The sequence below is a fragment of the Hymenobacter lapidiphilus genome (genome assembly GCF_013377885.1).
GTDB classification, from domain to species: domain Bacteria; phylum Bacteroidota; class Bacteroidia; order Cytophagales; family Hymenobacteraceae; genus Hymenobacter; species Hymenobacter lapidiphilus.
Genome location: NZ_JABKAU010000017.1, coordinates 1 through 25,371 on the forward strand (window position 1 = coordinate 1; position 25,371 = coordinate 25,371).

19 protein-coding genes and 2 tRNA genes are annotated in these 25,371 nt (G+C 61.0%); 10 read left to right on the forward strand and 11 right to left on the reverse strand.

What is annotated here, in order from left to right; genetic code table 11:
* Positions 1-117 precede the first annotated feature (117 nt).
* The 4 genes from HW554_RS10660 to HW554_RS10675 form a co-directional block, all read right to left on the reverse strand.
* Positions 118-1,020, reverse strand: coding sequence for a PhzF family phenazine biosynthesis protein (locus HW554_RS10660; RefSeq protein WP_176908575.1), 903 nt, complete (start codon positions 1,018-1,020; stop codon positions 118-120).
* 208 nt (positions 1,021-1,228) lie between these two features.
* Positions 1,229-2,116, reverse strand: a complete 888-nt coding sequence (locus tag HW554_RS10665; protein ID WP_176908576.1) for a M48 family metalloprotease — start codon at positions 2,114-2,116, stop codon at positions 1,229-1,231.
* Positions 2,117-2,369: 253 nt separating this feature from the next.
* Positions 2,370-4,130, reverse strand: a complete 1,761-nt coding sequence (locus HW554_RS10670) for an MFS transporter (RefSeq protein ID WP_317170868.1) — start codon at positions 4,128-4,130, stop codon at positions 2,370-2,372.
* A gap of 256 nt (positions 4,131-4,386) precedes the next feature.
* Positions 4,387-6,162, reverse strand: coding sequence for an ABC transporter ATP-binding protein (locus HW554_RS10675; RefSeq protein ID WP_176908578.1), 1,776 nt, complete (start codon positions 6,160-6,162; stop codon positions 4,387-4,389).
* 497 nt (positions 6,163-6,659) lie between these two features.
* Here HW554_RS10675 and HW554_RS10680 point away from each other — a divergent pair, with 497 nt between their 5' ends.
* The gene (locus tag HW554_RS10680) at positions 6,660-7,574 is read left to right on the forward strand and encodes a bestrophin family protein (RefSeq protein ID WP_176908579.1); all 915 of its coding nucleotides are present in this window, start codon (positions 6,660-6,662) and stop codon (positions 7,572-7,574) included.
* Positions 7,575-7,585: 11 nt separating this feature from the next.
* Here HW554_RS10680 and HW554_RS10685 read toward each other — a convergent pair whose 3' ends face one another.
* Positions 7,586-9,760 carry a hypothetical protein gene (locus HW554_RS10685; RefSeq protein WP_176908580.1) on the reverse strand — a complete coding sequence of 725 codons (2,175 nt, stop codon included), beginning with the start codon at positions 9,758-9,760 and terminating at the stop codon, positions 7,586-7,588.
* A gap of 162 nt (positions 9,761-9,922) precedes the next feature.
* Positions 9,923-9,994, reverse strand: a tRNA-Glu gene (locus tag HW554_RS10690).
* 267 nt (positions 9,995-10,261) lie between these two features.
* On the opposite strand from HW554_RS10690, the gene HW554_RS10695 reads away from it, so the two are divergent.
* Positions 10,262-12,046 (forward strand): glycoside hydrolase family 15 protein, encoded by a 1,785-nt coding sequence (locus tag HW554_RS10695; protein ID WP_176908581.1) that lies wholly within the window; start codon positions 10,262-10,264, stop codon positions 12,044-12,046.
* An 82-nt stretch (positions 12,047-12,128) separates the two neighbouring features.
* On the opposite strand, the gene HW554_RS10700 is transcribed toward HW554_RS10695, so the two are convergent.
* The 4 genes from HW554_RS10700 to HW554_RS10715 all read right to left on the reverse strand — a co-directional run bounded on the left by HW554_RS10700 (position 12,129) and on the right by HW554_RS10715 (position 15,600).
* Entirely contained in the window at positions 12,129-14,306 is a 2,178-nt protein-coding gene (locus tag HW554_RS10700; RefSeq protein ID WP_176908582.1) for a bifunctional alpha,alpha-trehalose-phosphate synthase (UDP-forming)/trehalose-phosphatase, read from the reverse strand.
* A 57-nt stretch (positions 14,307-14,363) separates the two neighbouring features.
* Complete coding sequence (locus HW554_RS10705; protein WP_176908583.1) at positions 14,364-14,765, reverse strand: DUF4260 domain-containing protein; 402 nt, start codon at positions 14,763-14,765, stop codon at positions 14,364-14,366.
* Positions 14,766-14,837: 72 nt separating this feature from the next.
* On the reverse strand, positions 14,838-15,431 hold the full coding sequence (locus HW554_RS10710) for a Crp/Fnr family transcriptional regulator (RefSeq protein WP_176908584.1): 594 nt from the start codon (positions 15,429-15,431) through the stop codon (positions 14,838-14,840).
* Between the two features lie 97 nt (positions 15,432-15,528).
* Positions 15,529-15,600, reverse strand: a tRNA-Glu gene (locus tag HW554_RS10715).
* Between the two features lie 286 nt (positions 15,601-15,886).
* Between HW554_RS10715 and gap the strand changes: the two genes are divergently transcribed.
* The 5 genes from gap to HW554_RS10740 all read left to right on the forward strand — a co-directional run bounded on the left by gap (position 15,887) and on the right by HW554_RS10740 (position 21,307).
* Positions 15,887-16,894: a type I glyceraldehyde-3-phosphate dehydrogenase gene (gene gap, locus HW554_RS10720; protein ID WP_176908585.1), complete on the forward strand. Its 1,008-nt coding sequence runs from the start codon at positions 15,887-15,889 to the stop codon at positions 16,892-16,894.
* A 242-nt stretch (positions 16,895-17,136) separates the two neighbouring features.
* Positions 17,137-18,006 (forward strand): diacylglycerol/lipid kinase family protein, encoded by an 870-nt coding sequence (locus HW554_RS10725; RefSeq protein WP_176908586.1) that lies wholly within the window; start codon positions 17,137-17,139, stop codon positions 18,004-18,006.
* 198 nt (positions 18,007-18,204) lie between these two features.
* The gene (locus HW554_RS10730; RefSeq protein WP_176908587.1) at positions 18,205-18,540 is read left to right on the forward strand and encodes a translation initiation factor; all 336 of its coding nucleotides are present in this window, start codon (positions 18,205-18,207) and stop codon (positions 18,538-18,540) included.
* A gap of 66 nt (positions 18,541-18,606) precedes the next feature.
* Entirely contained in the window at positions 18,607-19,032 is a 426-nt protein-coding gene (locus tag HW554_RS10735) for a DUF1622 domain-containing protein (RefSeq protein ID WP_176908588.1), read from the forward strand.
* Between the two features lie 133 nt (positions 19,033-19,165).
* On the forward strand, positions 19,166-21,307 hold the full coding sequence (locus tag HW554_RS10740; RefSeq protein ID WP_218134692.1) for a glycoside hydrolase family 97 protein: 2,142 nt from the start codon (positions 19,166-19,168) through the stop codon (positions 21,305-21,307).
* A gap of 224 nt (positions 21,308-21,531) precedes the next feature.
* On the opposite strand, the gene kdsB is transcribed toward HW554_RS10740, so the two are convergent.
* Positions 21,532-22,272 carry a 3-deoxy-manno-octulosonate cytidylyltransferase gene (gene kdsB / locus HW554_RS10745; protein ID WP_176908589.1) on the reverse strand — a complete coding sequence of 247 codons (741 nt, stop codon included), beginning with the start codon at positions 22,270-22,272 and terminating at the stop codon, positions 21,532-21,534.
* A gap of 198 nt (positions 22,273-22,470) precedes the next feature.
* Between kdsB and HW554_RS10750 the strand changes: the two genes are divergently transcribed.
* The 3 genes from HW554_RS10750 to HW554_RS10760 all read left to right on the forward strand — a co-directional run bounded on the left by HW554_RS10750 (position 22,471) and on the right by HW554_RS10760 (position 25,311).
* Entirely contained in the window at positions 22,471-23,433 is a 963-nt protein-coding gene (locus tag HW554_RS10750) for a LysM peptidoglycan-binding domain-containing protein (RefSeq protein ID WP_176908590.1), read from the forward strand.
* 240 nt (positions 23,434-23,673) lie between these two features.
* Entirely contained in the window at positions 23,674-24,432 is a 759-nt protein-coding gene (locus HW554_RS10755) for a TIGR02757 family protein (protein WP_176908591.1), read from the forward strand.
* 264 nt (positions 24,433-24,696) lie between these two features.
* Entirely contained in the window at positions 24,697-25,311 is a 615-nt protein-coding gene (locus HW554_RS10760; protein ID WP_176908592.1) for a DUF4136 domain-containing protein, read from the forward strand.
* Positions 25,312-25,371: the final 60 nt, after the last annotated feature.

The following is a 25,371-nucleotide window of genomic DNA, read 5'->3' on the forward strand; positions in this document are numbered from 1 at the left end:
GGGGGGGGGGGCTTGCCCCCGCCCGCCGTTGAACGGCTCAGGTCTGAATCGTTCAACGGCGGGCGGGGACAAGCCCCGCACCCTACATCGTTCGAATAGCAGTTCTACCTTCCCCAATCACAGCCGCAGCTCGCCTTGCACCACTACCACACCCTGGCCGCTGATGTGGACAGCCTCGATGGCTTCGGGAGGGCCCTGCACCGCTACATGGACTGTGCCGGGGCGGCCCATCCAGTGGCCCTGTTCGGCAATGAAATCGGGAGTGGAAAGCAGGCCGTAGTGCCAGAGGTAGGCGGCCATGCCGCCGGTAGCCGAGCCGGTTACCGGGTCTTCGGGCAGGTCGGGGGGTGTGCAGAAGTGGCGGGCGAAGGTGGTGCCGCCGGGCGTGGCCCCTTCGAGGCAAAACAGGTGGGAGCTGAAAAAGCCGCTGGCCCGGCGGTAAGCATCCAGCGCCATCGGGTCGGGTAGGTGGGCCCGCCGCAACGTGGCCGCGTCGCGCAGCGGCACCATAAGCTGGGGCGTACCGGTGCTCACCGTCTGCACCACGGCGCCGGGCAGCAGGTCGGCGGGCATTAGGCCGAACAGCGGCAGCACCTCGGCCGGCTCGTGCAGCGGCCCGAATTCGGGGCGGCGCTGGGTCATACGGATGAAGTGGGGCAGGCCGGCTTCGGCAGGCGAAACCCGGATGGCTACCGGGCCGTGCAGTAACTCCAGCTGTAGGTCGTGGGGGCGGCCATCGGTGGGGCGGGGCAGGCGGCCGGTGTGCAGCAGGGCCGTAATGGTAGCAATGGTGGGGTGGCCGGCCAACGGAATTTCCTCGCCCGGCGTGAAGTAGCGTACCCCGAACTCGGCCACCGCCGAGCGGCGTACAAAGGCCGTTTCCGACTGGTTGAACTCCTGGGCCAGGCGCTGCATTTGGGCGTGACTGAGGTCGTCGGCATCGAGCACCACGGCGCAGGGGTTGCCGCCCAACGCCGTATCAGTAAAGGCATCAACCAGCAAAAACGGGTAAACGGGCATGGTGTTAAAGCGAAAATGAGGCTTAAAGATAAACGGCCAGCTCTCCTTGCAGAAAGCCGGCCGACTTATGGAAACAGAACGTCATGCTGAGCGGAGTCGAAGCATCTCTCCCGCTTCGTTGAATTAGCACTGCAACCAAGCGGGAGAGATGCTTCGGCTGCGCTCAGCATGACGTTCCTTTTCTCACTTCTCACTTCTCACTTCTCACCTACGACGGGTCCGTCAACATGGCTACTTGGCGGCCGTTGGGGTCGTAGATTTCGCCCATCCGGCTGATGTAGAGGCGGCGTTGCTGGCCGTCGATAAGCACATAAGGGTAGCTGAGGCTTTCGGAGCGGGTGAGGCGGCCGACCACTTCGGCAGCCTGGCCGGCGCGGTCGAGGCGCACTACGCTTAGGCGGTCGGTCACGTAGAAATCGACCTCAGGCTTGGCCTGAAATGTTATTTTACCCAACACACTTACCGGCGCGGCGCGGCGGGCTACTACCTGCCGCACCGGCGCGGGCTGGGTAGTCATCATAGCAGGCTCGGCCGAAGGAGCAACTCCGCGAGTGCTGGCCGTAATTTGCTGGCTGGCCCGCTGCCAGCCCTGGCCGATAGCCGTCAGGCGGGTCCGACGGCCGGGGTGAGTGGGGGAGGCCTGCTCATCGGACACTACGGCCATGCCGGCCTGCGCCTGGGCGAGGCTGGCGCCCATCTTGCGCAGCACGAAGCCCGAAAACTCGTCGGCTTCCAACTCGTCGGTGGGGTTGGAGCCGCCGGCGCGCAAGGTGTGGCCGTTGAGGTGGTGGCCCATTTCGTGAGCCAGAATGCTGATGCCTGCCCAGTCGGTGCGGCCGGCCCGGTTCACGGCCGACACGAACTGCGGATTGTAGAGCAGATAGCGCTGACCACCATACACTACGGCCGCCGCGTTTTGCACCTCGCTGGTGGCACGCAGCTGGAAGCGGGGCTTCAGGCCCACCACATCGGTGATTTCGCGTAGCACATCGCGCTGGCCGCTGCCGCTGCTCTGGGCCGAAACGGTGCCGCCCAGCAGCAGGCCGGTAGCCAGCAGGCCGGCAAAGCGCCGGAAAAATCGAAGGTTGATAGTCATGGATAGGTGGAGTAGAGTGCGTTTGCAGGAAGGCAACTACCTTGCCGGAACGGCGCTAATAAGAGAGTATGGCAGTACCGGAAGGTTGTCAGTAGAACGACAACGGCGCCGAATTTATTCCGCCTCAGGCTGAAAAGATAGGTATGCAGAACGGGTAGGGTGCGGGGCTTGTCCCCGCCCGCCGCTAAACGAAACCACGCGTTACCGTTCAACGGCGGGGCGGAGACAAGCCCCGCACCCTACCCGTTTTGGCTCAGGTGGCCTCGCCGGCGGTGCTGGCAATCAGGCGGGTGCTGCCGGGCGGCATGGGCGTCTGGCCAGCTACCGGGTGGTAATGCTGGGCTAGCAGGTGCGACACGTGCGGCCGCCCGGGCCCCTCGTGCAGCTGGCGCAGACTCACTTTCAGCTTGGCCTCCTCGCGGCCCACCCCGCGCTGGTGCTGGCGCAAATACTCCTCCCACGACTCCGAGAGAAAGTATTCCATGAGCCGGTCGGGGTCGGCCAAATCAGCGTACAAGCCCCAGCCGATGGCTCCCTCGCGGCGGCGGATGCGCCCCAACTGCTCCATGTAGTAGGTGAAGGCCGCCCGGTTTTCTGGGGCCACGCGGTAGGTTGTAGTCGTGATGACCGGGCCCTCGGTGGGGTCGGGCTGCTCGGCCAGCACAGGCGCAGGGCGCTGGCGAGTGGGGGTATGGTCGAGGGCTTCGGGAGCCGTTTGCAGCGAGTAGCGACGGGCCAGCAGCAAGCTCAGCAGCAACCAGCCGGCCGAACCCGCCAACGCCACCGGCAGGCCCGCCCGCTCGGCAACCGCGCCCCACACCACGCTGCCCACCGCCATACCGCCCTGAATAACGAGCAGGTAAATACTGATGGTGCGCGCCTGCACCCAGCGCGGCACCACCGTTTGTACGCCCACACTGAACGAGTTGAGCACCAGCATCCAGGCCATGCCTACCAGCACCAGCGCCCCGTATAGTAGCCACGGCGCATCCACATAGCCCAGGCCCAGCAATCCGCCGGCAAACACGGTCGTGGCCAGCGCCACCCGACTATCAATGCTCAGGCGGCGGTTGAGGCGCGGCAGCAGCACGGCCGCCAGCACCGCGCCCAGGCCCATGCAGGTGAGCAGCAGTGAGTAGAACGACGTAGGTCGGAGCAGCCGCTGGGCTACCACGGCCGGCATCAGGGCAAACAGCGCACTACCCCCGAACGTGAAAGCGGCTCCGCGCAGCAAAATTCGCTGGACCGGGGGCGCGAAACGGGCGTAGCGCAGCCCGCCGCGCATGGCCATAACCAGCCGCTCGGTGGCCAGCGTGCTCACTGGCTGGGGCTGACGCTGCCAGCTGTACACCATGTAAATAGTGCCCAGAAACGACAGCCCGTTGAGCAGAAACGCCGCCCCGGCCGAGAAGTAGCCGATAACCAGGCCACCCAGCGCCGGCCCTATTGCCCGGGCCAGATTGAAACTGACGCTGTTGAGGGCAATGGCCTGGGGCAAATCGGCGGGCGGCACCACCTCGGGCGTTACCGACTGCCACACCGGGTTGTTGAGCGCCCCGCCCAGCCCCAGCAGAAACGTGAGGCTCAGCAGCAGCCAGGGCGAGGCAAATCCGCCGAAAGCCATGCCCGCCAGCAGCAAAGCCACCAAGGCCATCCAAGTTTGGGTGAGGATGAGCAGCTTGCGCCGGTCGAGCAAATCGGCCAGGGCACCGGCGGGTAAACTTAGCAGAAACACGGGCAGCGCCGAGGCCGTCTGGAGCAGGGCCACCAGCACGGGCGAATCCGTCAGCTCGGTCATCAGCCCCACGGCCCCCACGTTCTGCATCCAGGTGCCCACGTTCGACACGAACGAGGCAATCCAGAGCATCCGAAAAATCGGAGTTTTCAGTGGCGTAAACGGCGACGAAGAAGCCAAACGGTGAGTAGTAGGGTGATGAGGTGGTAAGTTTCTATTCAGGCGATGCCATAAGCTATGCGCACAACGCCGGCAGCTTCTAATACTTCCAAGCCCCACTCATACGGCTGTCAGCTCCTTTCGAACAATCCGCAACCACATCCACCGCAAAAAGGCCACCGTTACCCTTGCTGTAACACATGGCCCCTATCACCTCACCGCCTCACTGCTTAAGCAAAGTTGCACAGCTCGCCAGCACGACGTAGGGGCGGGGCTTGTCCCCGCCCGCCGTTCGCACCGCTACAACGGTAATCTTTCAACGGCGGGCGGGGACAAGCCCCGCCCCTACATCGTGCTGGCTACCGCGCAAAGTTATTCACCGGCCCACCGCTGCCAAGGGCCGCTCGCCGATTTGCTGGCGCCACATGGCGTAGTAGAGGCCGCGCTGTTCGAGCAGCTCGGCGTGGCGGCCGGCTTCCGCTACGTGGCCGCGTTCGAGCACAAAAATGCGGTCGGCGTGCAGCACGGTGCTCAGGCGGTGGGCTATGAGGATGGTGATGTGCTGGCGCGAGCCCGACAGTTCGCGCACCGTCTGGCTGATTTCTTCTTCCGTAAGTGAGTCGAGGGCCGAGGTAGCCTCGTCGAACACCAGCAGCGTGGGGTGGCGCAGCAGCGCCCGGGCGATGCTCAGGCGCTGCTTCTCGCCGCCCGAAACCTTCACGCCGCCCTCGCCAATCACCGTGTCGAGGCCCAGCGGGGCGCGGGCCAGCAACGACTCGGCTGCCGCCTGGTGTAGGGCTTCAATGCACTGCTCGTCGGTAGCGTTGGGGGCCACAAAGCGCAGGTTCTCGCGGATGGTGCCGGCAAACAGTTGCGTATCCTGAGTTACGAAACCGATCTGCTCGCGCAGGGTGTCAAGGTCGAGCTCGGGACCCGGGATGCCGTTGTAGAGAATCTGGCCCTCGGCGGGCGGATACAGGCCCACCAGCAGTTTCACGAGGGTAGTCTTGCCCGAGCCGGAAGGGCCCACGAAGGCAATGGTTTCGCCCAGCTTGGTGCGGAAGCTGATGCCGTCGAGGGCCGGCGCGCTGGCCGTGAGGTGCTGGAAACGCACATCGTCGAACTCCAGCGTTTCGATCTGGTCGATGACTTTGGGGTGGGTCGGCTTCACTTCCTTGGGCGTGTCAAGAATCTGCTGGTAATTGGCCAGCGAGGCCTCGGTTTCGCGGTATATATTGATGATGGTGCCCATCTCCTGGAGCGGCCCAAAAATGGCGAACGAGTAGATAAAGAACGAGAAAAACTCGCCCACCGAAATCGTCTGCTGTACCACCAGAAACAGCAGCATAAGCAGAATCAGGTTGCGCATCAGGTTCACGAACGTGCCCTGCACAAACGACAAGGAGCGCAGGTACCGCACTTTGCGCAGCTCCAGCTTCAGGATTTTCTCAGTCGTGGCATTCAGGCGCAGCGTCTCCTGCTGGGCCAGCCCCAGGCTTTTAATCAGCTCGATATTGCGCAGGCTTTCGGTGGTAGAACCCGCCAGCGCCGTGGTTTCGGCCACAATCGTTTTCTGAATCACCTTGATGCGCTTGCTCAGAAACAAACTCAAAGAGCCCAGCAGCGGAATGGTGAGGAAGTACACCGCCGCAATGGGCCAGTACACGCTCAGGGCATACCACGTTACGAAAACAATGCCCACCAGCGAGATAAACAGGATGTTGACGAAGCTCAGGATGATCTTCTCCACGTCGGTGCGTACCTTCTGGAGCTTGCCCAGCGTTTCGCCGCTCCGCTGGTCTTCGAACACCTGGTAGGGCAGCTCCAGGGAGTGGCGCAGGCCATCGGAGTACAGCTGGGCCCCGAGGCGCTGGGTGATGACGTTGGTATAATAGTCCTGGAAATTCTTGGCGATGCGACTCACCATCGCCACGCCCATCGCCTGCAGAATCAGCAGGCCCGCTCCACCGGTCAGGAAGGTCCAGAACCCGTTTTCGAGCACGTTGGTCCCGCCTTTCACCACATGCCGGTCAATAATCTGCCGGAAAATATAGGGGTCAAGGAGAGAAAAGACTTGGTTTATGGCGGCCAACAGCAGCGCCAAAGCCAATAGTCCCCGGTAGTGCCGGAGGTAGGAAAAAAGAATTTTCATGCAGAAGAGAGAGGAAGAATCGGAGAAAAAGCAGTAGGTCTGGCGGAAGGTTTTGCTATAGCTGTTCTGCTTTCACCCCAGCCGCAGACAATATCCGGCCGGCACGGCGAGGCTTCTGGTGGCAGCAAAGCTGTTTACAAAGTAGAAAGAACGTCATGCTTCGACTGCGCGGACGCCAGATGAAGCATGACGTTTCATAGGTGTCACTGAGTTTCTAAACAGTTTCAGCTTTAAACCGAAGATTTACTATATCCGTACCGTTGAGTAGCTGCGCACAAGTAATCGTACTGAATTCCGAACGTCATGCTCTGTCTGGCGGTCACTCAGTACCACGTTGCTGCCAGGCTGTGTTAAACGCTGTTGTTTCTATGAATGGGTGCTCAGGGTACCACCCAAACAACTTCTGCCGGATGCGCAGAGTGCTTTTCAATACTAATTTTGAAGCATTAAAGGTACCATCCGAATAGCTTCTACTTTCTCCCTTCATTGTTTGCTTCATGTTATTGAAAACCAAAATTCCCCTGCTTTATATATTTGGTGGAATAAAAACGGAATTGTTTTTTGTCTTTTTCTATGCCGGCCTTATTGCCCTCGAGGATAAATACATTCACCTGGTCACAATCTCCATTCCGCTGAGCGTGCCCATGGTTCTGGGCACGGTTCTGTCGTTGCTGCTGGCTTTCAAGTCCAACCAAGCCTACGACCGGTGGTGGGAAGCGCGCATTGTCTGGGGGGCCATCGTCAACGATTCCCGAACCCTGGTGCGGCAGATCCTGTGCTTCGCGGAAACCCCCTACGACTCCGATGAAATGCTGGAATGGCAGGCGCGGCTGACCAACCGGCAGATTGCCTGGCCTTACGCGCTGGGCATGACGTTGCGCAAGCAGATGGAGCTGGACAAAATCAGCCCCTATTTGTCGCCGGAGGAGTTGAAGTTCGTCGCCACGCACGAGAACATTCCTAATGCCCTGTTGCAGCTCCACGCCCAGGATCTGCGCCACGGCCTGCAACAGGGTTGGATCAACCGCTATCAGCAGATGGAAATAGACGGTACGCTGACCAAGCTGACCGACTCAATGGGGCGGTGCGAACGAATCAAGAATACGGTGTTCCCGGTAACATACTCTTTGTACACGCACTTTTGCCTGTTCTTTTTCGTAATGCTCCTGCCCTTCGCGCTCCTCGAAGTATTTGGCATACTGGAGGTATTCATCGTGCTGGCCATCTCGACGGCCTTTTTTCTGATTGAGAAAATGGCCATCCACCTGCAGGACCCCTTTGAAAATAAGCCCACCGATACGCCCGTAACGGCCATTGCCCAAACCATCGAGCGAAACCTGAAACAGATGGTTGGCGACCATCAGTCCGTGCATCAGGTGAAAGCACCCGATTCGCACTTTTATATGCTATAAACCGGCACTACCTAAAGCCTTACCCCGATGCCGGGGCCGAACAGGAAGAACATCTGGCCCTTGTTTACCAGATAGCCGGCCCCCAGGTACAGCGGAAATGTGAGTTTGGCGTCGGAGCGGGTGGGGTACACCGAGCCCAGCACCACGAGGCCCAGGTCGCGGGAGGCGTTGGCGTTGGAGCTGAGGTTGAAGGCGTTGAGGGCCACGAAGCCCGCGCCCACCTTGTAGGGCCGCAGCTTATTTATTTTGTTGGGGTTATAAAAGCTCAGCTGGGCCAGCGTGGCCAGGCTGATGCCGCTGAAGGCCGTGTAGTTGTTGGCTTCGCCACCGCCGAGCTGCTTGGTGAGCAAACCGGCCGGGAAACTGATGTCGATATCGAACTTCACGCGCCGCTGTAGTACCAGTTCCAGCCGCTGCGTAAAGCCGGGTTCCTGGTACTGGGCCTGCGTGTGCTTCACGGTAATAATAATCTTGCTCCAATCGTCGAGGTCGTAGCTTTTGCGGGCGCTCAGCAGGTTGTTGAGGCTGATGTTGCCCACCTGGCACTGCTTGTCCTGGTAGAACGGCGCGCGCACCGATTTGCCGTCGGGGCAGATGACCACATTATCAATAGTGCGCATCTCAATCAGGTCGCCCTTGGCGTTCTGGGTCCTGATTTCAAACGTCAGGTACTGCTTGCCATACAGCTGCTCGGGCGAGTCGATGGCCCCGGTATTGAAGCTGAACACCACGTCGCGGATGGTACGGTCGTAGAGGATAGGGCCGTTGAGGCGCGTAACGGGCCGAACGGCCTCCCCGAAGGTAACGCCCACAAAATCGAGCGGGTGGGGCTTCTGGAACTCACGCACCGCCAGCGCAAAACCGGTGTTCTGGCCGGCGTTATCAATGGCAATGCGCTTCTTGTCGATGCCCACCGGTACCTGCACCCGGTACACCACTGCCGCATCCGAGCGCACGCTGGAGTCGGAGGGCACTACGCGCACGTCTTCAAAATGAAAGCGGCCCCGCAGCAGGGCCACGCCTTCGAGGCGCACGTCCACGGTTTCGCCGGGGTTCACGGTGTTGGTGCTGGTCCAGTCGCCGCCGCGGTGGCGCACGCTCAGGCCCGTAACAGCCGTGGGGGGCGAAATATTGAAGTTGGTGATGTACTTGGCCTGGTCGTTTTCCTTGATGTAGAGGTAGCTGTCGGCCTGGCGGTGGGTGTTGTACACGCGCAACCAGCACAGCACCCGGTCGTTGGTCAAGTACTGGCGCGTAAACAGCTCGGCAATCAGCGTGCCGCCGGCCTCCTCCTGATCTTCGATGCGGTAGGTACGCTTAAGGTTGAAGCTGCGGCCGTTATCCAGAATCAGCTCCACGCCCTTGCGGCGCGACTCTTCATCGAGCGTAATCTCCTTTTTATCGACGCTCAGAAAGCGCAGGCGCGAGCTTTTTACGGTGAACTCCTGGCGCAGCGGGGGCAGGGCGTAGGTAACGCGGCGGTTACGGTCGGTGAGGAAGGGCTGCTCGGTTTGGGGCTGCAGCGTGAGCACCCGGCTGCCGGTGTTGTTGGGTAGCACGTGCAAGCGCAGGATGCCTTTCTCGCGGTCGAGGCGGTAGTCGATGTCTTGGCCACGGGTCCATTCGGGGCTCAGGCGAATGTTTTTGGAGTTGTTGCTGGTCAGCTCGAACACCTTTTCCTCACCCACAAACAGCTCCGTATCGGCGGGCCGCAGCTCCAGGGTGGTACTCGTTACGGGCAGCAGCTTCACTACCTGGGTGCGCGGGGCAAAGCCACCCGCCACGGCCGGCTGCTGAAATGTGAGGCTCAGGAAGCGGGCGTCGCCGAGACTGCGGAAGCGCAGCTTGGCCCGGTAATACTGCCCGCCGTCTACGGGTGTCAGCGAGTCGAGCAGCGTGAAATCGGCCGAGCGTTGCAGCTGCAAGGGGCCGGCGGCCGGGTCGGTGGGGGCCACCCGCAGCTCGGCCGCGTCGTCGCCGGGGCGGTAGCTGAAGTAGAGGTGGGGCTCCTCCTGCACTGTAGCCATATTGCGGCTCAGGTAGAAGGTGGTAGTATCGAGGCGCAGGCTCAGCTCGCGTAGCAGTGGGGCAGGGGCCTGCTGGGCGCGGGCGTTCAGGCACAGGCCAAGCACTAACAGCAGGGCGGGCAGCAGCTGGCCCGCCCGGAATCCGGACAAATAAAACACGGCAACAAGAGTAAAAACGGCTCCCGACCCACCGGTAGCCCGTGCAAAGGTAGGCGGCTGCGCCAAGCCGTTGCACAACAGGGCTCCTTTTCAACAGAAATCCCGTACCACAGGGCCGGAAAAGCAAAAAGGCTTTCCGCGTAGTGCGAAAAGCCTTTTTTGTAGTCCGTAGGGGAATCGAACCCCTGTTGGTAGAATGAAAATCTACTGTCCTAACCCCTAGACGAACGGACCGGTTAGAAAACGAAAGCGTTTTTCCGTTTTGGTGGTGCAAAGATACAGGCCAAATAATGCGGGGCAAGGGCAAGGCGTAAAAAAACCAGTAAAAGCCGATAAGTGATACAGAATCAGCGGAATTGTTTTGTCCGAACCAGCCCCGACAGCGCCCATCCGGGCAGGTGGGCGGAACTCGCACCGGCCCGAAACGGTACAAGTAGGGGGAAAGGCCACTTGGCCGGTGGGACATTACACCCTTTACCCCGACCTTTTTTGCACCTACTTATGATGAAACACACCTATGATATGGGCCTGATTGGCAACTGCGCCTTTCTGGGCCTGATTGGCACCGACACGGCCGTGCGCTGGCTCTGCTGGCCCCGCTTCGACAGTAGTTTCGTATTCGGCTCGCTGCTCGATGAGCAGAAGGGCGGCGAGTACAGCATCCGGCCCGTAACCGAGGGCGGCTTCGAGAGCCGGCAGTACTATGCGGCCAACACCAACGTGCTCGTAACCGAAATAACCACCGACGAGGGCCGCTACCGGGTTACCGACTTCGCTCCACGCTTCTCGCAGTACGAGCGTTATTATAAGCCGCTGATGTTTATCCGGAAGGTGGAGCCGCTGGAGGGCACGCCCCGCGTGCGGGTAACCTGCCGGCCAGTGGCCGAGTACGGCGAGCAGCAGCTCAGCCGCCGCCGCAGCTCCAACCACATTGCGTTTCTGGGCATGGAGGAGGAAATCCGCCTCACTACCAACCTGCCCCTGACTTACGTGCTCGACGAGGAAGCTTTCGGCCTCAACGAAACCAAATATCTGGTGCTCACCTACGGCGCGCCGCTCGAAGCCCCATTGGAAAGCACCTGTGAAACCTTTCTGCAGAACACGCTCGGCTACTGGCGGCAATGGGTGAAGAGCACCAGCATCAGCAACTTCCACCAGCCGGCCGTTATCCGCTCGGCGCTGGCCCTCAAAATGCACCAGTACGAGGACACCGGAGCTATTATTGCGGCCAGCACCACCAGCCTGCCCGAGGCCCCCGGCAGCACCCGTAACTGGGACTACCGCTACTGCTGGATGCGCGACACGTTCTACACGCTCACGGCCTTCAACAACATCGGCCACTTCGAGGAGCTGGAGCGCTACTTCCATTACATCGCCAACATTTCGAGCAGCATTACGGGTAAATACCAGCCGCTGTACGGCATCAGCGGCGCTTCGCAGCTCACAGAGCAGGAGCTGCCGCTGGCCGGTTACTTAGGCAACCAGCCCGTGCGCATCGGCAACGACGCTTACACCCACATCCAGAACGACGTGTATGGGCAGGTGCTGGTGGCTCTGCTGCCGCTGTACGTGGATGCGCGCTTCGTGAACCCCGAGCACCGCAACCCCGAAAAGCTGGTGTACGAGGCCCTGCATCAGATTGAAGCTACCATGGACCAGCCCGACGCCGGCCTGTGGGAGTTCCGCAATCTGGCCCAGCGCCACTGCTACACCTACCTGTTCCATTGGGCCGGCAGCCACGCCGCCTGCCACGTAGCCCGCTCGCTGGGCGATACTGAGATGGAGGCGCTGGCCTCCCGCCTCATGCAGGCCGCCGCCGACCGTATCGAGCAGTGTTTCAGCGAAGAGCAGCAAGCCTACACCAATGCCATCGGCTCGCCCCACCTCGACGCCAGCACCATTCAGCTGATCATGATGGGCTACCTCGACCCGGCCTCCGAGCGGGCCGCCCGCCACCTCGAAGCCCTGGAGCGCGCCTTGAAAACGCCCGAAGGCCTGTTCTACCGCTACCGCCACCCCGACGATTTCGGCACACCCGAAACCACCTTCCTCATCTGTTCCTTCTGGTACGTGGAGGCGCTGGCCTGCGTGGGCCGGGTAGATGAAGCTATTACCGAGTTCGAGCACCTGCTCACCTACACCAACCATCTGGGCCTGCTCTCGGAAGATGTGGACGCCAAAACCGGTTCGCAGTGGGGCAACTTTCCCCAGGCCTACAGCCACGTGGGCCTCGTCAACGCCGCCTTCCGCATCGCCAAAAAGCTGGATAGCCCAAGTTTCCTGTAGAACCCAGAACTGAGAAAAAAAGGTGTCATTCTGAGCTCCGCTCAGAATGACACCTTTTTTTCTCAGTTCTGGGTTCTACACCCTACATCAACATCTCCCGCAGCAGCTGGCGCACTTCGGTAGGCGAGTCTACGTGGTAGCGGGCCAGCGAGCGTGGGGCGGGGCCGACCTTGATGGTGTAGGCCTCGGGCGGCATCACGCGGAACGTGTCCTCGTCGGTGCGGTCGTCGCCGATGGCCAGCACGAAATCGGCGGGGTAGGTGGCCATCCAGCGGGCGGCGGCGGTGCCTTTGTTAATACCGGCCGTCTTGATTTCAATCACCTTGTTGCCTTCCATTACCTGTAAATCGGCATTGGCGGTGATAAAGGTGAGGTGGTTCATCAGCTCACGGGCCCGCATGTCGCCCAGCTCGGCATCGGCCCGGCGGAAATGCCAGACCAGTGAAAAGTCTTTTTCCTCGACGAACGAGCCGGCCGTGCGGGCCACGTACAGGTCGAGGATGGTGCGGATTTCGTCCTTCCAGTCGTTGTTGAGGGCCTGAAACAGCTGCCAGTCTTCGCCCACCGGCCGCAGCCACACACCGTGCTCACAAATAAAATCGACCGGTAGATGGCCCAGCCAGCCCTCCAGCGTGGCCCGGTCGCGGCCGCTGATGATGACAACGCGGTTTTGCGGAATTTCGGTGAGGGCGCGCAGCAACAGGCGCAGCTCCTCGTCGGGGCCCGCCTGCTGCGGGTCGTTATGGAAGGGGCTGAGCGTGCCGTCGTAGTCGAGCAGCAGCAGGCGGGCGGGGGCGGCGTGGTAGTCGCGCAGTAGTTGGGCAGTCAGGTCGGGGGAGAGCATGTCGGTATCGAGGGAAAGTTGCTGTTGTTTGGCGTAAGCCAGCCGGCTCATAAACAGGTTGGTCCAGGCAAATACGTCGTACTGGCGCACCAGCCGGCGCATGGCCCGCATGCGGCGCGCCTGCTCGTCGGCGGGCATCACCAGGGCCTCGTGCAGGGCGGCGGTCAGCTGGTCGAGGTCGGTGGGGTTGATGATGAGCGCGTCGGACAGCTCGCGGGCCGCGCCGGCCCGCTCGCTCAGAATCAGTACCCCGTGGTCGTTGGCCTTGGTGGCCACGAATTCCTTGGCTACCAGGTTCATGCCGTCACGCATGGGCGTTACCAGCCCCACTTCGGCCAGGCGGTAGAGCGAGGCCAGCTCATCGAGCGGGAACGAGCGGTAGAAGTAGTGGATGGGCGTCCAGCGCATGGTGCGGTAGGCGGCGTTGATGCGGCCCACCAGCTCGTCGATTTCCTCCTTCAGGGCCGCGTACTGGGCCACTTGGTCGCGCGAGGGCACCACCACCATAATCAGGCTTACCTGCCCGCGCCATTCGGGGTGGCGCACCAGCAACTGCTCGAAGGCTCGGAGCCGCTCGGCAATGCCCTTGGAGTAGTCGAGCCGGTCGATAGACAGAATCACCCGCATGTCGCCCAGCACCTGCCGGTAGCTGGCCTCGTGCTGCCGGGCCGATTCGGACGCGGCGGCCCCGGCGTATCGGTCGTAGTCGATGCCCATCGGAAAGGTATCGACCAGTACCGTGCGCTGCCCGACTTCAAGGCGACCATTATGGGCCGTAAAGCCCAGCAGGTGCGACACGGAGCTGAGGAAGTGGCGCATAAACCCGAAGGTGTGGAAGCCAATTAAATCGGCACCGAGCACGCCGGCCACCAGCTCGCGGGCCCAGGGCAGCACCCGGATCAGCTCGTAAGAGGGAAACGGAATGTGCAGAAAGAAGCCGATGGTGGCCCGGGGCCGGGCGGCCCGCAGCATGGCCGGCAGCAGCAGCAACTGGTAGTCGTGTACCCAAATGGTGTCGTCGGGGCCGGCCATGGCCAGCACGGCCTGGCAGAATTTCTCGTTCACGGCCACATAGGCAGCCCAGTGGGCGGGCTCGTAGGTGGCGTACTGCGGGAAGTAGTGAAAGGTAGGCCAGAGCGTGGAGTTGCTGAAGCCCTCGTAATAGTCGCGGATTTCGTCTTCGGTCAGAAACACGGGCTCCATGCTGTCCTGGCGCAGTTGCTCACGCACGTAGCCCTCCTCGGTGGCATCTTCCACAAACAGGCCCGGCCAGCCCACCCACACGTTGCCGGCCTGCTGGTAAATTGAACCGAGGCCCGTTGCCAGGCCGCCTTCGCTGGCCTGAAACGTGAGCGAATCATCGGTGCGAAGTACTTTGGTGGGCAGGCGGTTGGAAACGATAATAGTGCGGGACATCGGGCGGCGGTAAAGTAGTCGAATCCTTATGTTACGACACAAACCGGCGGGAGGTCATCAATTATCTTGCTTGTAGCCGCTACCTGGCCCGGCCAAAACGCTTGGTTCGGTACGGCCAACCATACCTAAGTGCGTGTGCCGGAAGCCGGTGGCGTATTTGAGGCCGTAGCCCAGCAGCCGGTCAAAGGCGGAGTGGAAAAGTAGCACCGTACCGGCCAGCAGCAGCAGAGGCTGGCCCAGCGCCCAGCCGGCCGTGCCCACTACCAGGGCCAGGGCTTTGTGATGGAGCAGATTGTAGGTAAAGGCCCCCAGGCGTGGGCCGGCCAGGTAGCCCACCATGCCCAAATCGGGCAGCAGGAACAGGGCTGGCAGCTGCCACCAGGGGTAGGGGAGGTGGGCGAAAACCAGGGTGGCCACCAGCAGTTCGGCCAGTTCTTCGAGTTTGAGCAGCGTTTTCATGGAGCGGCTAACCGGGGGTGAAACAACACCCCAAAGGTCCGGCCCGCACGGTACCTGAATCGTTAACAAACGCTAAGAAATACTGCCGTCGTGGCCCTGCACCCGCGCCCGGATGCGGCTCAGCGACACCGGCGTAACGCCCAGGTACGAGGCAATATAGTGCTGCGGAATACGCTCCAGAATTTTGGTTTTGTGGCTGGCCAGCAGGGCTTGGTAGCGCTGCTCGGGGCTCAGCAGCAGCAACTCGGCCAGGCGGGCATCGGTACCCAACAGGTGGTATTCAGCCAGCCGCCGCCCAAACCGCTCGTACACCGGAAATTCGTCGTAAAGCCCGCGCAGCACGGCGTACGGAAATATCAGCAGCTCGGTCGGGCCCAGGGCTTCGATGCCAAACGCGCTGGGCTGGCCGGTCAGGCAGCTGTGGTAGTCGCCCAGTAAATGATTTTCAAAGAAGAAGTAAGTGGTGCGCTCCTCGCCACTGGGGCGGGTATAAAACAGCCGGCAGCTACCAACCAGCACCAGGGCCAACTCCGCTGAGGGCGCGCCCTGCCTCACAAAAAGCTCCTTGCGCCGCAGCTGGCGCGGCCGCAGGGCGGCGGCCAGCGGGGCCCACTCGGCGTCGGTGAGAGGCACAAAACGGTGGATGTAGGCGCGCAGCGGGTGCATCGGGGCAAGGTACGCGGCCAGACCGAAAAAGCGAAAACCCGCTCCGTACTAGTACGGAGCGGGTTTTCAAGCGGTGGCCAAAACGAAGGCGGCGGAGTAGTCCGTAGGGGAATCGAACCCCTGTTGGTAGAATGAAAATCTACTGTCCTAACCCCTAGACGAACGGACCAGATAAGCAGGCCGCGGTGCGTTTTGGTGCTGCAAAGATAGATAGCCAATTGAGCGGCGCAAGGGGTAGGTTTGAAAAAAAGCGGCTCACCGACCTGAATAGACTGATTTTCAACCCGAAAAATTTGTTGTTGAGCGGCGGCTGGGCGTATTAGCCAAGGCCGGCGGTACGGTGGCGGCGGCGCAACCGGCTGCCGATTTGGGTATCCGCGCCCGGCCCATTACCTTCGTTGCGTGTTTTCACCCCGACCTTCGCGGTCGATAACCTTCCCACTTCCCCTACTACTATGGCCAAAATTAAAGTTGCCATCAACGGCTTCGGGCGCATCGGCCGCCTCACGTTCAAGGCGCTGCTCTCGCGCGACAACGTGGAAGTCGTGGCAATCAACGACCTGACCGACAACAAGACCCTGGCCCACCTGCTCAAGTACGACTCCGTACACGGCCGTTTCCCGGGTACGGTTGAGTTCGATAACGACAGCCTGACCGTAAACGGCCAGCGTATTGTGGCCCTGGCCGAGCGCGACCCCAAGCTGCTGCCCTGGGGCGACATGGGCGTGGACATCGTACTCGAATCGACGGGTCGCTTTGTAGATGAGGCCGGCGCAGGCCAGCACATCACTGCCGGTGCCAAGAAAGTTGTGATTTCGGCTCCCGCTAAAGGCAACATCCCCACGGTGGTACTCGGCGTGAACGAGGACATCCTGACCGGCGACGAAACCATCATTTCGAACGCCAGCTGCACGACCAACTGCCTGGCCCCCATGGCCAAGGTGCTCAACGACACGTTCGGCATCGAGAAGGGCTTCATCACCACGGTGCACGCCTACACCTCCGACCAGAGTCTGCAGGATTCGCCCCATTCGGACCTGCGCCGTGCCCGCGCCGCCGCTCTGAGCATCATCCCGACCAGCACTGGTGCTGCCAAGGCCGTTGGCCTAGTACTGCCCGAGCTGAAAGGCAAGCTCGACGGTATTGCCATGCGTGTGCCAGTTCCAGACGGCTCGACCACCGACCTGACCGTGCTGCTGAAGCGCGAGGCTACGGCCGAGGAAATCAACGCGGCCATCAAAAAGGCAGCTGACGGTGATATGAAGGGCATCCTGGAGTATAGCACCGATCCGTTGGTTAGCGCCGACATCGTGGGCAACCCCCACAGCTGCATCTTCGACTCGGAGCTGACTTCGGCCAACGGCACGCTGGTGAAAGTGGTAGGCTGGTACGACAACGAAGCCGGCTACAGCGCCCGCACCGCCGACCTCATTAAGATGCTGGGCGACAAAATGAACGCCTAGGTTTTTCTGAGCTGTTAGCTGAGAGCTTTTAGCTGTTAGCCTGACGTGCTGGATGAACCATACGTAGAACGTCATTCAGCGCGAAGCGAAGAATCTCGCGGACTATCATTGGAATAAGTTTCCAAGTGACGGCCTGCGAGATTCTTCGCTTCGCGCTGCATGACGTTCTTTTGTTGTCAGCTTTCGGCTCTCCAACGAAAAGCTGACAGCTACAAGCTCTCAGCTAACAGCTCCAAATAAAAATGCGTCTCTGCTTTATTCTCAACCCGACTTCGGGCACCAACCGCAGCCAGAACGTGGCGGCCCTGCTCACCGAGCACGCCACGGCGGCCGGGGCCGAGTTCGATATCATGCCCACGCAATATGCCGGCCATGCTGTGCTGCTGGCCCGCGAGGCTGCCGCGGCCGGTTGCCGGGTGGTGGTAGCGGTGGGCGGCGACGGGACGGTGAACGAGGTGGCCCGGGGCCTGCTGGGCACTGGCGCGGCGTTGGGCATCGTGCCCCGCGGCTCGGGCAACGGCCTGGCCCGCCACCTGCACGTACCCCTCGATTTGCCCGCCGCCGTGCGTCGGGTTTGCAACCCCACGTTTCAGCGCATCGACGCGGGCCAGATCAACGGGCACTGGTTTTTCTGCACCGCCGGGCTGGGGTTCGATGCCCACGTGAGCCGCCTGTTTGCCCAGGCCGGTACCCGCGGGCTGGCCACCTACGTGAAAGTGGCCCTGTGCGAATACCGCCATTACCGCCCTACGGCGGTGCAATTGACGCTGGAAAACGAAGCCGTGCGCGACACCCACTGCTACGTGCTGGCCTTCGCCAACGCTTCGCAATACGGCAACAATGCCTACATCGCGCCCCGCGCCAACATTCAGGACGGCCTGCTGGATCTGTGCCTGATTGATGCACTACCGCTCTGGCGGGCCGTGCGCGTAGGAGTGGGGCTGGCGCTGGGCACGCTGCCCAGCTCGGGCGGAGCGCAGTTCCACCGCAGCCGCCACATCCGGGTGCAGGCCGCCACTCCGCTAGGCTTCCACGTCGATGGCGACTACGTGGCCGACGCCACCGACTTCGAGGTGTTGCTGGAGCCACTGGTGCTGGAAGTGGCGGTGTAGGGAAGGTTGGTATAGGAGTGACCGAATGGATTGTTGAGCGACATTATAAAGCGTCTCTCATGCTGAGCGGAGCCAGAGGCGCAGTCGAAGCATCTCTACCGCTTCGTTGCCATCAACAGGAGTTACCATTGCAGTAGAGATGCTTCGGCTGCGCTCAGCATGAGAGGCGTATTATCCCTAATCCCTAATCCCTAACTCATGAAAATTAACCGACAGGGCGTGGTGTACTCCACGAATCCCGAATTCAGCTACGACGAACCCACTGAATCAACGGCTGCCACGCTGCCGCCCCAGCAGCAAAATTTACGTGTGCAGCTCGATAAGAAGGCCCGTGGGGGCAAACAGGTGACGCTGATAACCGGCTTTGTGGGCCAGGAAACCGATTTACAGGAGCTGGGCAAGCTGCTCAAAAGCCGCTGCGGCGTTGGGGGCAGCGCCAAGGATGGCGAAATCCTCATCCAGGGCGACTTTCGAGATAAAATGCTGGCCCTGCTGCTGGAAAAGGGCTACAAGGCCAAGAAAGCTGGCGGTTGAGGAAACTGACCGGTTGGCCGCAGATATGCTGTAACCGTACAATCACACCAACTTATCCCGCAATAGATGCCTGACGTTACGCTCCCGCCTGTTTCCAGTGCCTACACGCAGGTTGAGGAAGCCGTGGTGCATGTGGTGCTGTGGCTGAAGCTGGGGGCCGAGACGGTGGGAGCGGGCATTATTGTGCTGGGCATCGTGGTGGGAGGCTATCTGTTCGTCAAGGCGTTGGCCTCGCGCCGAACGGCCGATTTTACGGCCATCCGCCTCACCCTGGCCCGGTATCTGGCGCTGGCGCTCGAATTTCAGCTTGGGGCCGACATTCTTTCTACGACCATTGCGCCGAGCTGGGAGCAGATTGGCAAGCTTGGGGCCATTGCCGTCATCCGCACGGCTCTCAACTTTTTCCTCTCCCGCGAAATGAAGGATGAACACCGCGCTGCAGCCGAGCACCACGTGCAGCGCCAGGCTCGTCAGCACGACCAGCCAGAGTAGAGCTACTCATCGCCTAACTGGTCAATGGGGCGCGAAGAACGGGTAACGCACTGGTAGTCCGGGCAGCGGCGTCGGCCGAACTTGCGGCGGCAAAGGGCTACTTTGCCGATTACTGCTACTTCACCCCCTTCTTATGCCTACATCATCCTTTGTTTCCTGGCGCTTCGGCCGCGGCCTGTTGTTGCTGCTCACGTTTCTGTGGACCACTGCCACGCTGGCCCGCGCCGAAGAGCAGCTCCAGTCGCCCGATAAGCAGCTGACGCTGCTGGTGAACCTCACCGCCGACGGCACGCCCACGTACAGCCTCACGTACAAGGGCCGCGCGGTGCTCAAGCCCGGCCAGCTGGGCCTGGAGCTGAAGGGCACGCCCAGCCTCACCAGCGGCTTCACCCAAACCAGCGCCACTCGCAAGTCCATTGATGAAAGCTGGAATCCGGTGTGGGGCGAGGTGAAAACCATTCGCAACCACTACAACGAGCTGGCCCTCACGCTCACGCAGCCTGCCACCAAGCGCACGATGCTGGTGCGGTTCCGGCTGTTTGATGATGGCCTAGGCTTCCGCTACGAGTTTCCGCGCCAGCCCGAACTGGGCTACTTCGTGGTGAAGGAGGAGAAAACCCAGTTTGCCTTGGCCGGCGACCACAAGGCCTTCTGGCTGCCCGGCGACTACGACACCCAGGAGTACAGCACCGTCACCTCCAAGCTTTCGGAAGTGCGCGGGCTAATGAAGGCGGCCGTAACGCCCAACGCCTCGCAGCACACGTTTTCGCCCACCGGCCTGCAAACGCCGCTCATGCTGAAAAGCCAGGATGGGCTTTACATCAATATCCACGAGGCCGCGCTGGTCGACTACTCCACGATGTCGCTCGACCTCGACGACAAGACGTTCACGCTTAACGCTCACCTCACGCCCGATGCGCAGGGCAACAAGGGCAACCTGCAAACGCCCAACACCTCGCCTTGGCGCACGGTTATCGTCAGCGACCGGGCCGCCGGCATTCTCGAATCCAAGCTCGTGCTCAACCTCAACGAGCCCTCCAAAATCAAGGACACCAGCTGGATCAAGCCCATTAAGTACGTAGGCGTGTGGTGGGAGATGATTACGGGCAAAAGCTCGTGGTCGTACACCGACATGGAGAACATCAAGCTCGATTCCATCGACTACTCCAAGGTGAAGCCCAACGGCACGCACGCCGCCAATACGGCCCACGTGAAGGAGTACATCGATTTCGCTGCCAAGCATAAGATTGGGGGCGTACTGGTAGAGGGCTGGAATATCGGCTGGGAAGACTGGTTCGGCAAGCACAAGGAGTACGTGTTCGACTTTGTGACGCCGTACCCCGATTTTGATGTTGCCGAGCTCAGTAACTACGCCAAGGGCAAGGGCGTAAAGCTGATTATGCACCACGAAACCAGTGGCGCGGCTCGCAATTACGAGCGGCACCTGGACTCGGCCTTCCAGTTCATGAATAAGTACGGCTACGATGCCGTGAAGACCGGCTACGTGGGCGACGTGCTGCCGCTGGGCGAGTACCACTACAGCCAGTGGCTGATAAACCATTACAACTACGTACTGGAAAAGGCGGCCAAATACCGCATCATGGTTAATGGCCACGAGGCCGTGCGCCCCACCGGCCTATCGCGCACCTACCCCAACCTTATTGGCAACGAGGCGGCCCGCGGCACCGAGTACGAGGCTTTTGGCGGCAACAACGCCGACCACACCACCATTCTGCCCTTCACCCGCCTCGTGGGCGGCCCCATGGACTACACGCCGGGCATCTTCCAGACCAAGGTGAGTGCCTACAACCCGAAGAATAACTCCTTCGTGCACAGTACGCTGGCCCGGCAGCTGGCCCTGTATGTAACCATGTACAGCCCGCTGCAAATGGCCGCCGACCTGCCCGAAACCTACAACAAGTTCCTCGACGCGTTCCAGTTCATCGAAGACGTGCCCGTAGACTGGGATGACACCCGCATCCTCGAAGCCGAGCCCGGCGACTACATCACCATCGCCCGCCTGCAGAAGGGCGGCAGCAGCTGGTTTGTGGGCAGTACCTGCGACGAGCAGGGCCGCACCAGCACCGTTGACTTCAGCTTCCTGAAACCAGGCAAAAAATACGAGGCCACCATTTACGCCGATGGCAAGGGCGCCCACTACGAAACCAACCCGCAGGCCTACGCCATCCGCAAAATCACCGTCACCAGCAAGTCCAAACTCAAGCAGTACTGCGCCCCCGGCGGCGGCTACGCCATCAGTGTGGTGGAGAAGTAAGGATTCCAAGTTGTGGAGGTCGCTGTAGGGGCGGGGCTCGTCCCCGCCCGCCTTTGAACGACTGTTCGCATTCCCCGCACGTGTCGTTCAACGGCGGGCGGGGACAAGCCCCGGCCCCTACAGCGTACTGGCAAACTCACTCCGCAGCTTAAAATATCAAAGTAAAAATGGCCGTTGAGCGACTCCTAAAACGGAGCGTTCAACGGCCATTTTTAATGCCTGATTCAACTTCTGAGGAAACGAAGCGCCCGTTCCACGTCTTCCGGTGTGTCAATTCCTATAGTTTCCAGCGCTGTTTCGGCGGTTTGGATGGAGTAACCAGCTTCGAGCCAGCGGAGCTGTTCGAGGCTTTCGGCTAGTTCCAGGGGCGAGGGTGGGAGTTGGGTGAGGGCGCGTAGCACGGCGGGGCGGTAGGCGTAAAGGCCGATGTGGCGCAGGTAGCGGTGCTGGGCCAGCCACTCGCTTTGGGGGTACTGGCGCTGGTAGGGCAGGGGGTGGCGGCTGAAATACAGTGCCCGGCCCTGGCCATCGAGCACCACTTTAGGTAGGTGCGGGCTCAGCAGCTCATCCTCGCTGACAACTGGCTTCACCAGCGTCCCGATTTGGGTGGCGGGGTTGGTGAACAGGTCCAGCAGCGCGTTTATCTGGTCGGGATGAATGAACGGCTCGTCGCCTTGGATATTCACCACGCAATCGGCCGCTATGCCCAGCTGCTCGTAGGCGTCGCGCACGCGGTCGGTGCCGCTGGGGTGGTCGGGACTCGTGAGCACGGCCTCGCCGCCGAAGCCGCGCACGTGGTCGAGGATACGCTCGTCGTCGGTGGCCACTACTACCCGCTGCAGGTTGGCCTGTTGGGCCTGCCGCACTACGCGTTGTATCATGGTCTGGCCGCCGAGGTCAATCAGCGGCTTGCCGGGCAGACGGGTAGAGGCGTAGCGAGCGGGAATGATGCCGATGGCGAGCATAAGGAGAGGGGCAAGTGGATAGAGCGCAAGAAACGGCAAAAGCCGCGAACCGCCGGCCGTATTATGCCGGGCGGCCTCCGGGATAATCAGATTACAGGCCACACAGGTGGTGCTAAGGCCTGAATATGTAACTTTAGGCAAAGTTTATGCAGCTGCGCCGGTTCCGGTTTGCTCGTCTGCTTTGTGTACTGCTCTCCTATGTCCCGTTTTCCGTTGCTGACTGCTGCTCTCGTTTTCTCCGGCCTTTCTGCGTGGGCGGCTCCCGCGCCGGTAGCCCCGCCCGATTCCATCGGCGTCGAGTACCGCAACAACAAGCTGCTGATTCGCCACCGTGTAACGGCGGGCGAAACTATCTACGGCCTTTCGCGCCGCTACAAAGTGCCCGTTGAGGACATCGTAGAGGCCAATTCGGGCCAGAAAGGCCAGCTCAACATGGGCCAGATAGTACTCATTCCGCGCACTAGGGTGGTGCTTACGCCTGCCCCGGCTACCGCTGCCCGGGCTGCCACAACCGTTGCTGCTCCAACTGCGTCGGTGCGCGCGCTGCCCACCGATGCCGACGGCAACCGCTTGTACAAAGTGACGCCCGGCATGACGCTTTACGCCATTGCTCGCCGCTTCCAGACCACCCCCGCCGAGTTGGCTCGCCTCAACGGCTTCAGCGCCGACCATAGCGTGCGCGTTGGCGAAGTGGTGATTATAGCAGCTCCGGCCACCGGTGCGGCTGGCCCGCCCGCGCCCGTAACGGCTGCCGCCCGCCCCACGGCCCGCGAAAAAGCCGTGGCCCGCGACGCCGAGCGCGAGAAAGCTCGCGACGAGGCCAGCTCGCCGGCCGTAACGCCCGAAGCCAAGGACACCTCGGCACCCGCCCCAGCCCGCGTCAATGAGGCCGGCCGTCGCGTTACGGAAAGCGGCCTGGCCATGGTCATTCCCACCGATGCCTCGGACAAGTACCTGGCCCTGCACAAAACGGCTGCCGTGGGCACCATTATGGAGGTGCGCAACATCATGAACGGCCAGGCGGTGTACGTGCGCGTCATCGGCCGCCTGCCCGACACCGGCGAAAACGACAAGGTGCTGCTGCGCCTCTCCAAGCGCGCCGTGCAGCGCCTCGCCACTCCCGACCAGCGCTTCCGTGTAGAAACCAGCTACGTGCCGTAGGCTGGTGCTGAGTAGTGACATTACGCTTATCAGAACGCTGTAGGGGCGGGGCTTGTCCCCGCCCGCCGTTTGCGCCGGTTCAACGGTAATCGTTTAACGGCGGGCGGGGGCAAGCCCCGCCCCTACAGCGTACTATCAAACTCGCTTCACAACTTGGGGTAGCTGCTAGGGATTGGTGCAACCGGCCTTTGCTGATGCTAACGACTTCAAAGCGTTACTCTCATTACTCAATACCGAAACATGAACCACGCCCAGGTGCGGGCGCTGCTCGACGACAAGTACCGCCACTACGACCAGCCCGGCTTTATTGCCCTCGACCCCATCAGCATTCCGCACCAGTTCACGGCCCGGGCCAATGTGGAAATCAGCGGGCTATTTGCGGCCGTGCTTGCCTGGGGGCGCCGGCCCACCATCATCAGCAAGTGCCGGGAGCTGCTGCGGCGCATGGACGACGCGCCCCACCAGTTCATCACCCAGCACCACGACGACGACCTCAAACGCCTGCTGGGCTTCTGCCACCGCACCTTCTGCGACACCGACCTGCTGTACTTTGTACACTGGCTGCGCTGGTATTACGGGCAACACGCGTCGCTGGAAGACGCTTTCCTGCAGGGCACCACTCAGAAACAGCGGCTGGAGAACTTCCATAACCTGTTCTTCAGCCTCGACGATGCGCCCCAGCGCACCCGCAAGCATGTGGCCACGCCCGCCCGCGGCTCGGCCTGCAAGCGCCTGAACATGTACCTGCGCTGGATGGTGCGCCAAGATGAACAGGGTGTGGACTTCGGCCTCTGGACGCGCCTGTCGCCCGCCGACCTCATCTGCCCCTGCGACGTGCACGTGGAGCGCGTGGCCCGCCGCCTGGGTTTGCTGGAGCGCAAACAAGTCGATTGGCTGGCTGCCGAAGACCTGACAGCTCACCTGCGCACCTTCGACCCGCTCGACCCTGTGAAGTACGATTTCGCGCTGTTTGGGCTCGGGGTGGAGGGCGAAATGTAGCGTCGGTCGTATATAATTCTGGCCTACTAAGCACTTAGGCCACCGGCCTGAGTGGCGGACCTGGTTTGTTAAACGAAATCGGGCCGTAAGCGCGCTGTAAGGCTGTTTAAGCTAAACCGTAGCATTTTTATCAGGCGGGCCGTGGTGGGCGGCAAGTTGGTCGGATATGGGTTGAAAGCGGCACACTGAAATGTAACAGATTGATGGTCTGATGCGTACAAAAAAGCCTCAAGTAAATTGTATCACTACTTTAAAGTTTCAATTATGAACTTCAAACACCTAATCTTGGCCCTGGGCACTACGCTGCTTATGGCCGGCTGCAATGAAACCAAGCAAGCTGTAACCGTAGGCGCCGACGAGCGGGGCGGAGCAACCAACATACCGGGCTACGTTAATAATGCTACCGACGGCCCTGATTTCTCTAAGTACAAGAGTTACTCCTGGGCTTCACAATTGCAGGATGAGCAACAAAATACGTATTTCCTTAACGACCTGATTTTTAAAACTATGCTGCGCGATGCAGTATCCAATGAAATGGCTTCGCGGGGCTACAATTACATGCCTACCGGCGGCGATTTAATACTAAATTTCCGGGTATTCGAGGAGCCAGTTACGCTGAAAACTATGGATAACATGGGCACGGGCTACTGGGGGACTACGGAATCGTACGCCTATGATGTTAACCGCTTTGGGGAGGTGCAGCTTGATAAAGGCAGTATTATCGTGCAGATGATTGACCGTCAGAAGGGTCAGGAAGTGTGGCAGGGCTATGCTTCAGGCCTGACAGATGGCAACGTGTTCAACAAAAAAAAGGATAAAGTGTACTCCGCCGTTGGTGCTATCTTCCAAAAGTATGAGTACCGCGGCGACAAGCTGTAAAGCTGCATCAGTCTTGTGAGAGCCATAACGGGCCGGCTTCCGCATTTTGCGGGAGCCGGC

Coding starts and splice junctions, on each gene's coding strand:
- HW554_RS10660 (WP_176908575.1), bottom strand. CDS start 1,020: ATGCCCGTTTACCCGTTTTTGCTGGTTGATGCCTTTACTGATACGGCG.
- HW554_RS10665 (WP_176908576.1), bottom strand. CDS start 2,116: ATGACTATCAACCTTCGATTTTTCCGGCGCTTTGCCGGCCTGCTGGCT.
- HW554_RS10675 (WP_176908578.1), bottom strand. CDS start 6,162: ATGAAAATTCTTTTTTCCTACCTCCGGCACTACCGGGGACTATTGGCT.
- HW554_RS10680 (WP_176908579.1), top strand. CDS start 6,660: ATGTTATTGAAAACCAAAATTCCCCTGCTTTATATATTTGGTGGAATA.
- HW554_RS10695 (WP_176908581.1), top strand. CDS start 10,262: ATGATGAAACACACCTATGATATGGGCCTGATTGGCAACTGCGCCTTT.
- HW554_RS10700 (WP_176908582.1), bottom strand. CDS start 14,306: ATGTCCCGCACTATTATCGTTTCCAACCGCCTGCCCACCAAAGTACTT.
- HW554_RS10705 (WP_176908583.1), bottom strand. CDS start 14,765: ATGAAAACGCTGCTCAAACTCGAAGAACTGGCCGAACTGCTGGTGGCC.
- HW554_RS10710 (WP_176908584.1), bottom strand. CDS start 15,431: ATGCACCCGCTGCGCGCCTACATCCACCGTTTTGTGCCTCTCACCGAC.
- gap (WP_176908585.1), top strand. CDS start 15,887: ATGGCCAAAATTAAAGTTGCCATCAACGGCTTCGGGCGCATCGGCCGC.
- HW554_RS10725 (WP_176908586.1), top strand. CDS start 17,137: ATGCGTCTCTGCTTTATTCTCAACCCGACTTCGGGCACCAACCGCAGC.
- HW554_RS10730 (WP_176908587.1), top strand. CDS start 18,205: ATGAAAATTAACCGACAGGGCGTGGTGTACTCCACGAATCCCGAATTC.
- HW554_RS10735 (WP_176908588.1), top strand. CDS start 18,607: ATGCCTGACGTTACGCTCCCGCCTGTTTCCAGTGCCTACACGCAGGTT.
- HW554_RS10740 (WP_218134692.1), top strand. CDS start 19,166: ATGCCTACATCATCCTTTGTTTCCTGGCGCTTCGGCCGCGGCCTGTTG.
- kdsB (WP_176908589.1), bottom strand. CDS start 22,272: ATGCTCGCCATCGGCATCATTCCCGCTCGCTACGCCTCTACCCGTCTG.
- HW554_RS10750 (WP_176908590.1), top strand. CDS start 22,471: ATGTCCCGTTTTCCGTTGCTGACTGCTGCTCTCGTTTTCTCCGGCCTT.
- HW554_RS10755 (WP_176908591.1), top strand. CDS start 23,674: ATGAACCACGCCCAGGTGCGGGCGCTGCTCGACGACAAGTACCGCCAC.
- HW554_RS10760 (WP_176908592.1), top strand. CDS start 24,697: ATGAACTTCAAACACCTAATCTTGGCCCTGGGCACTACGCTGCTTATG.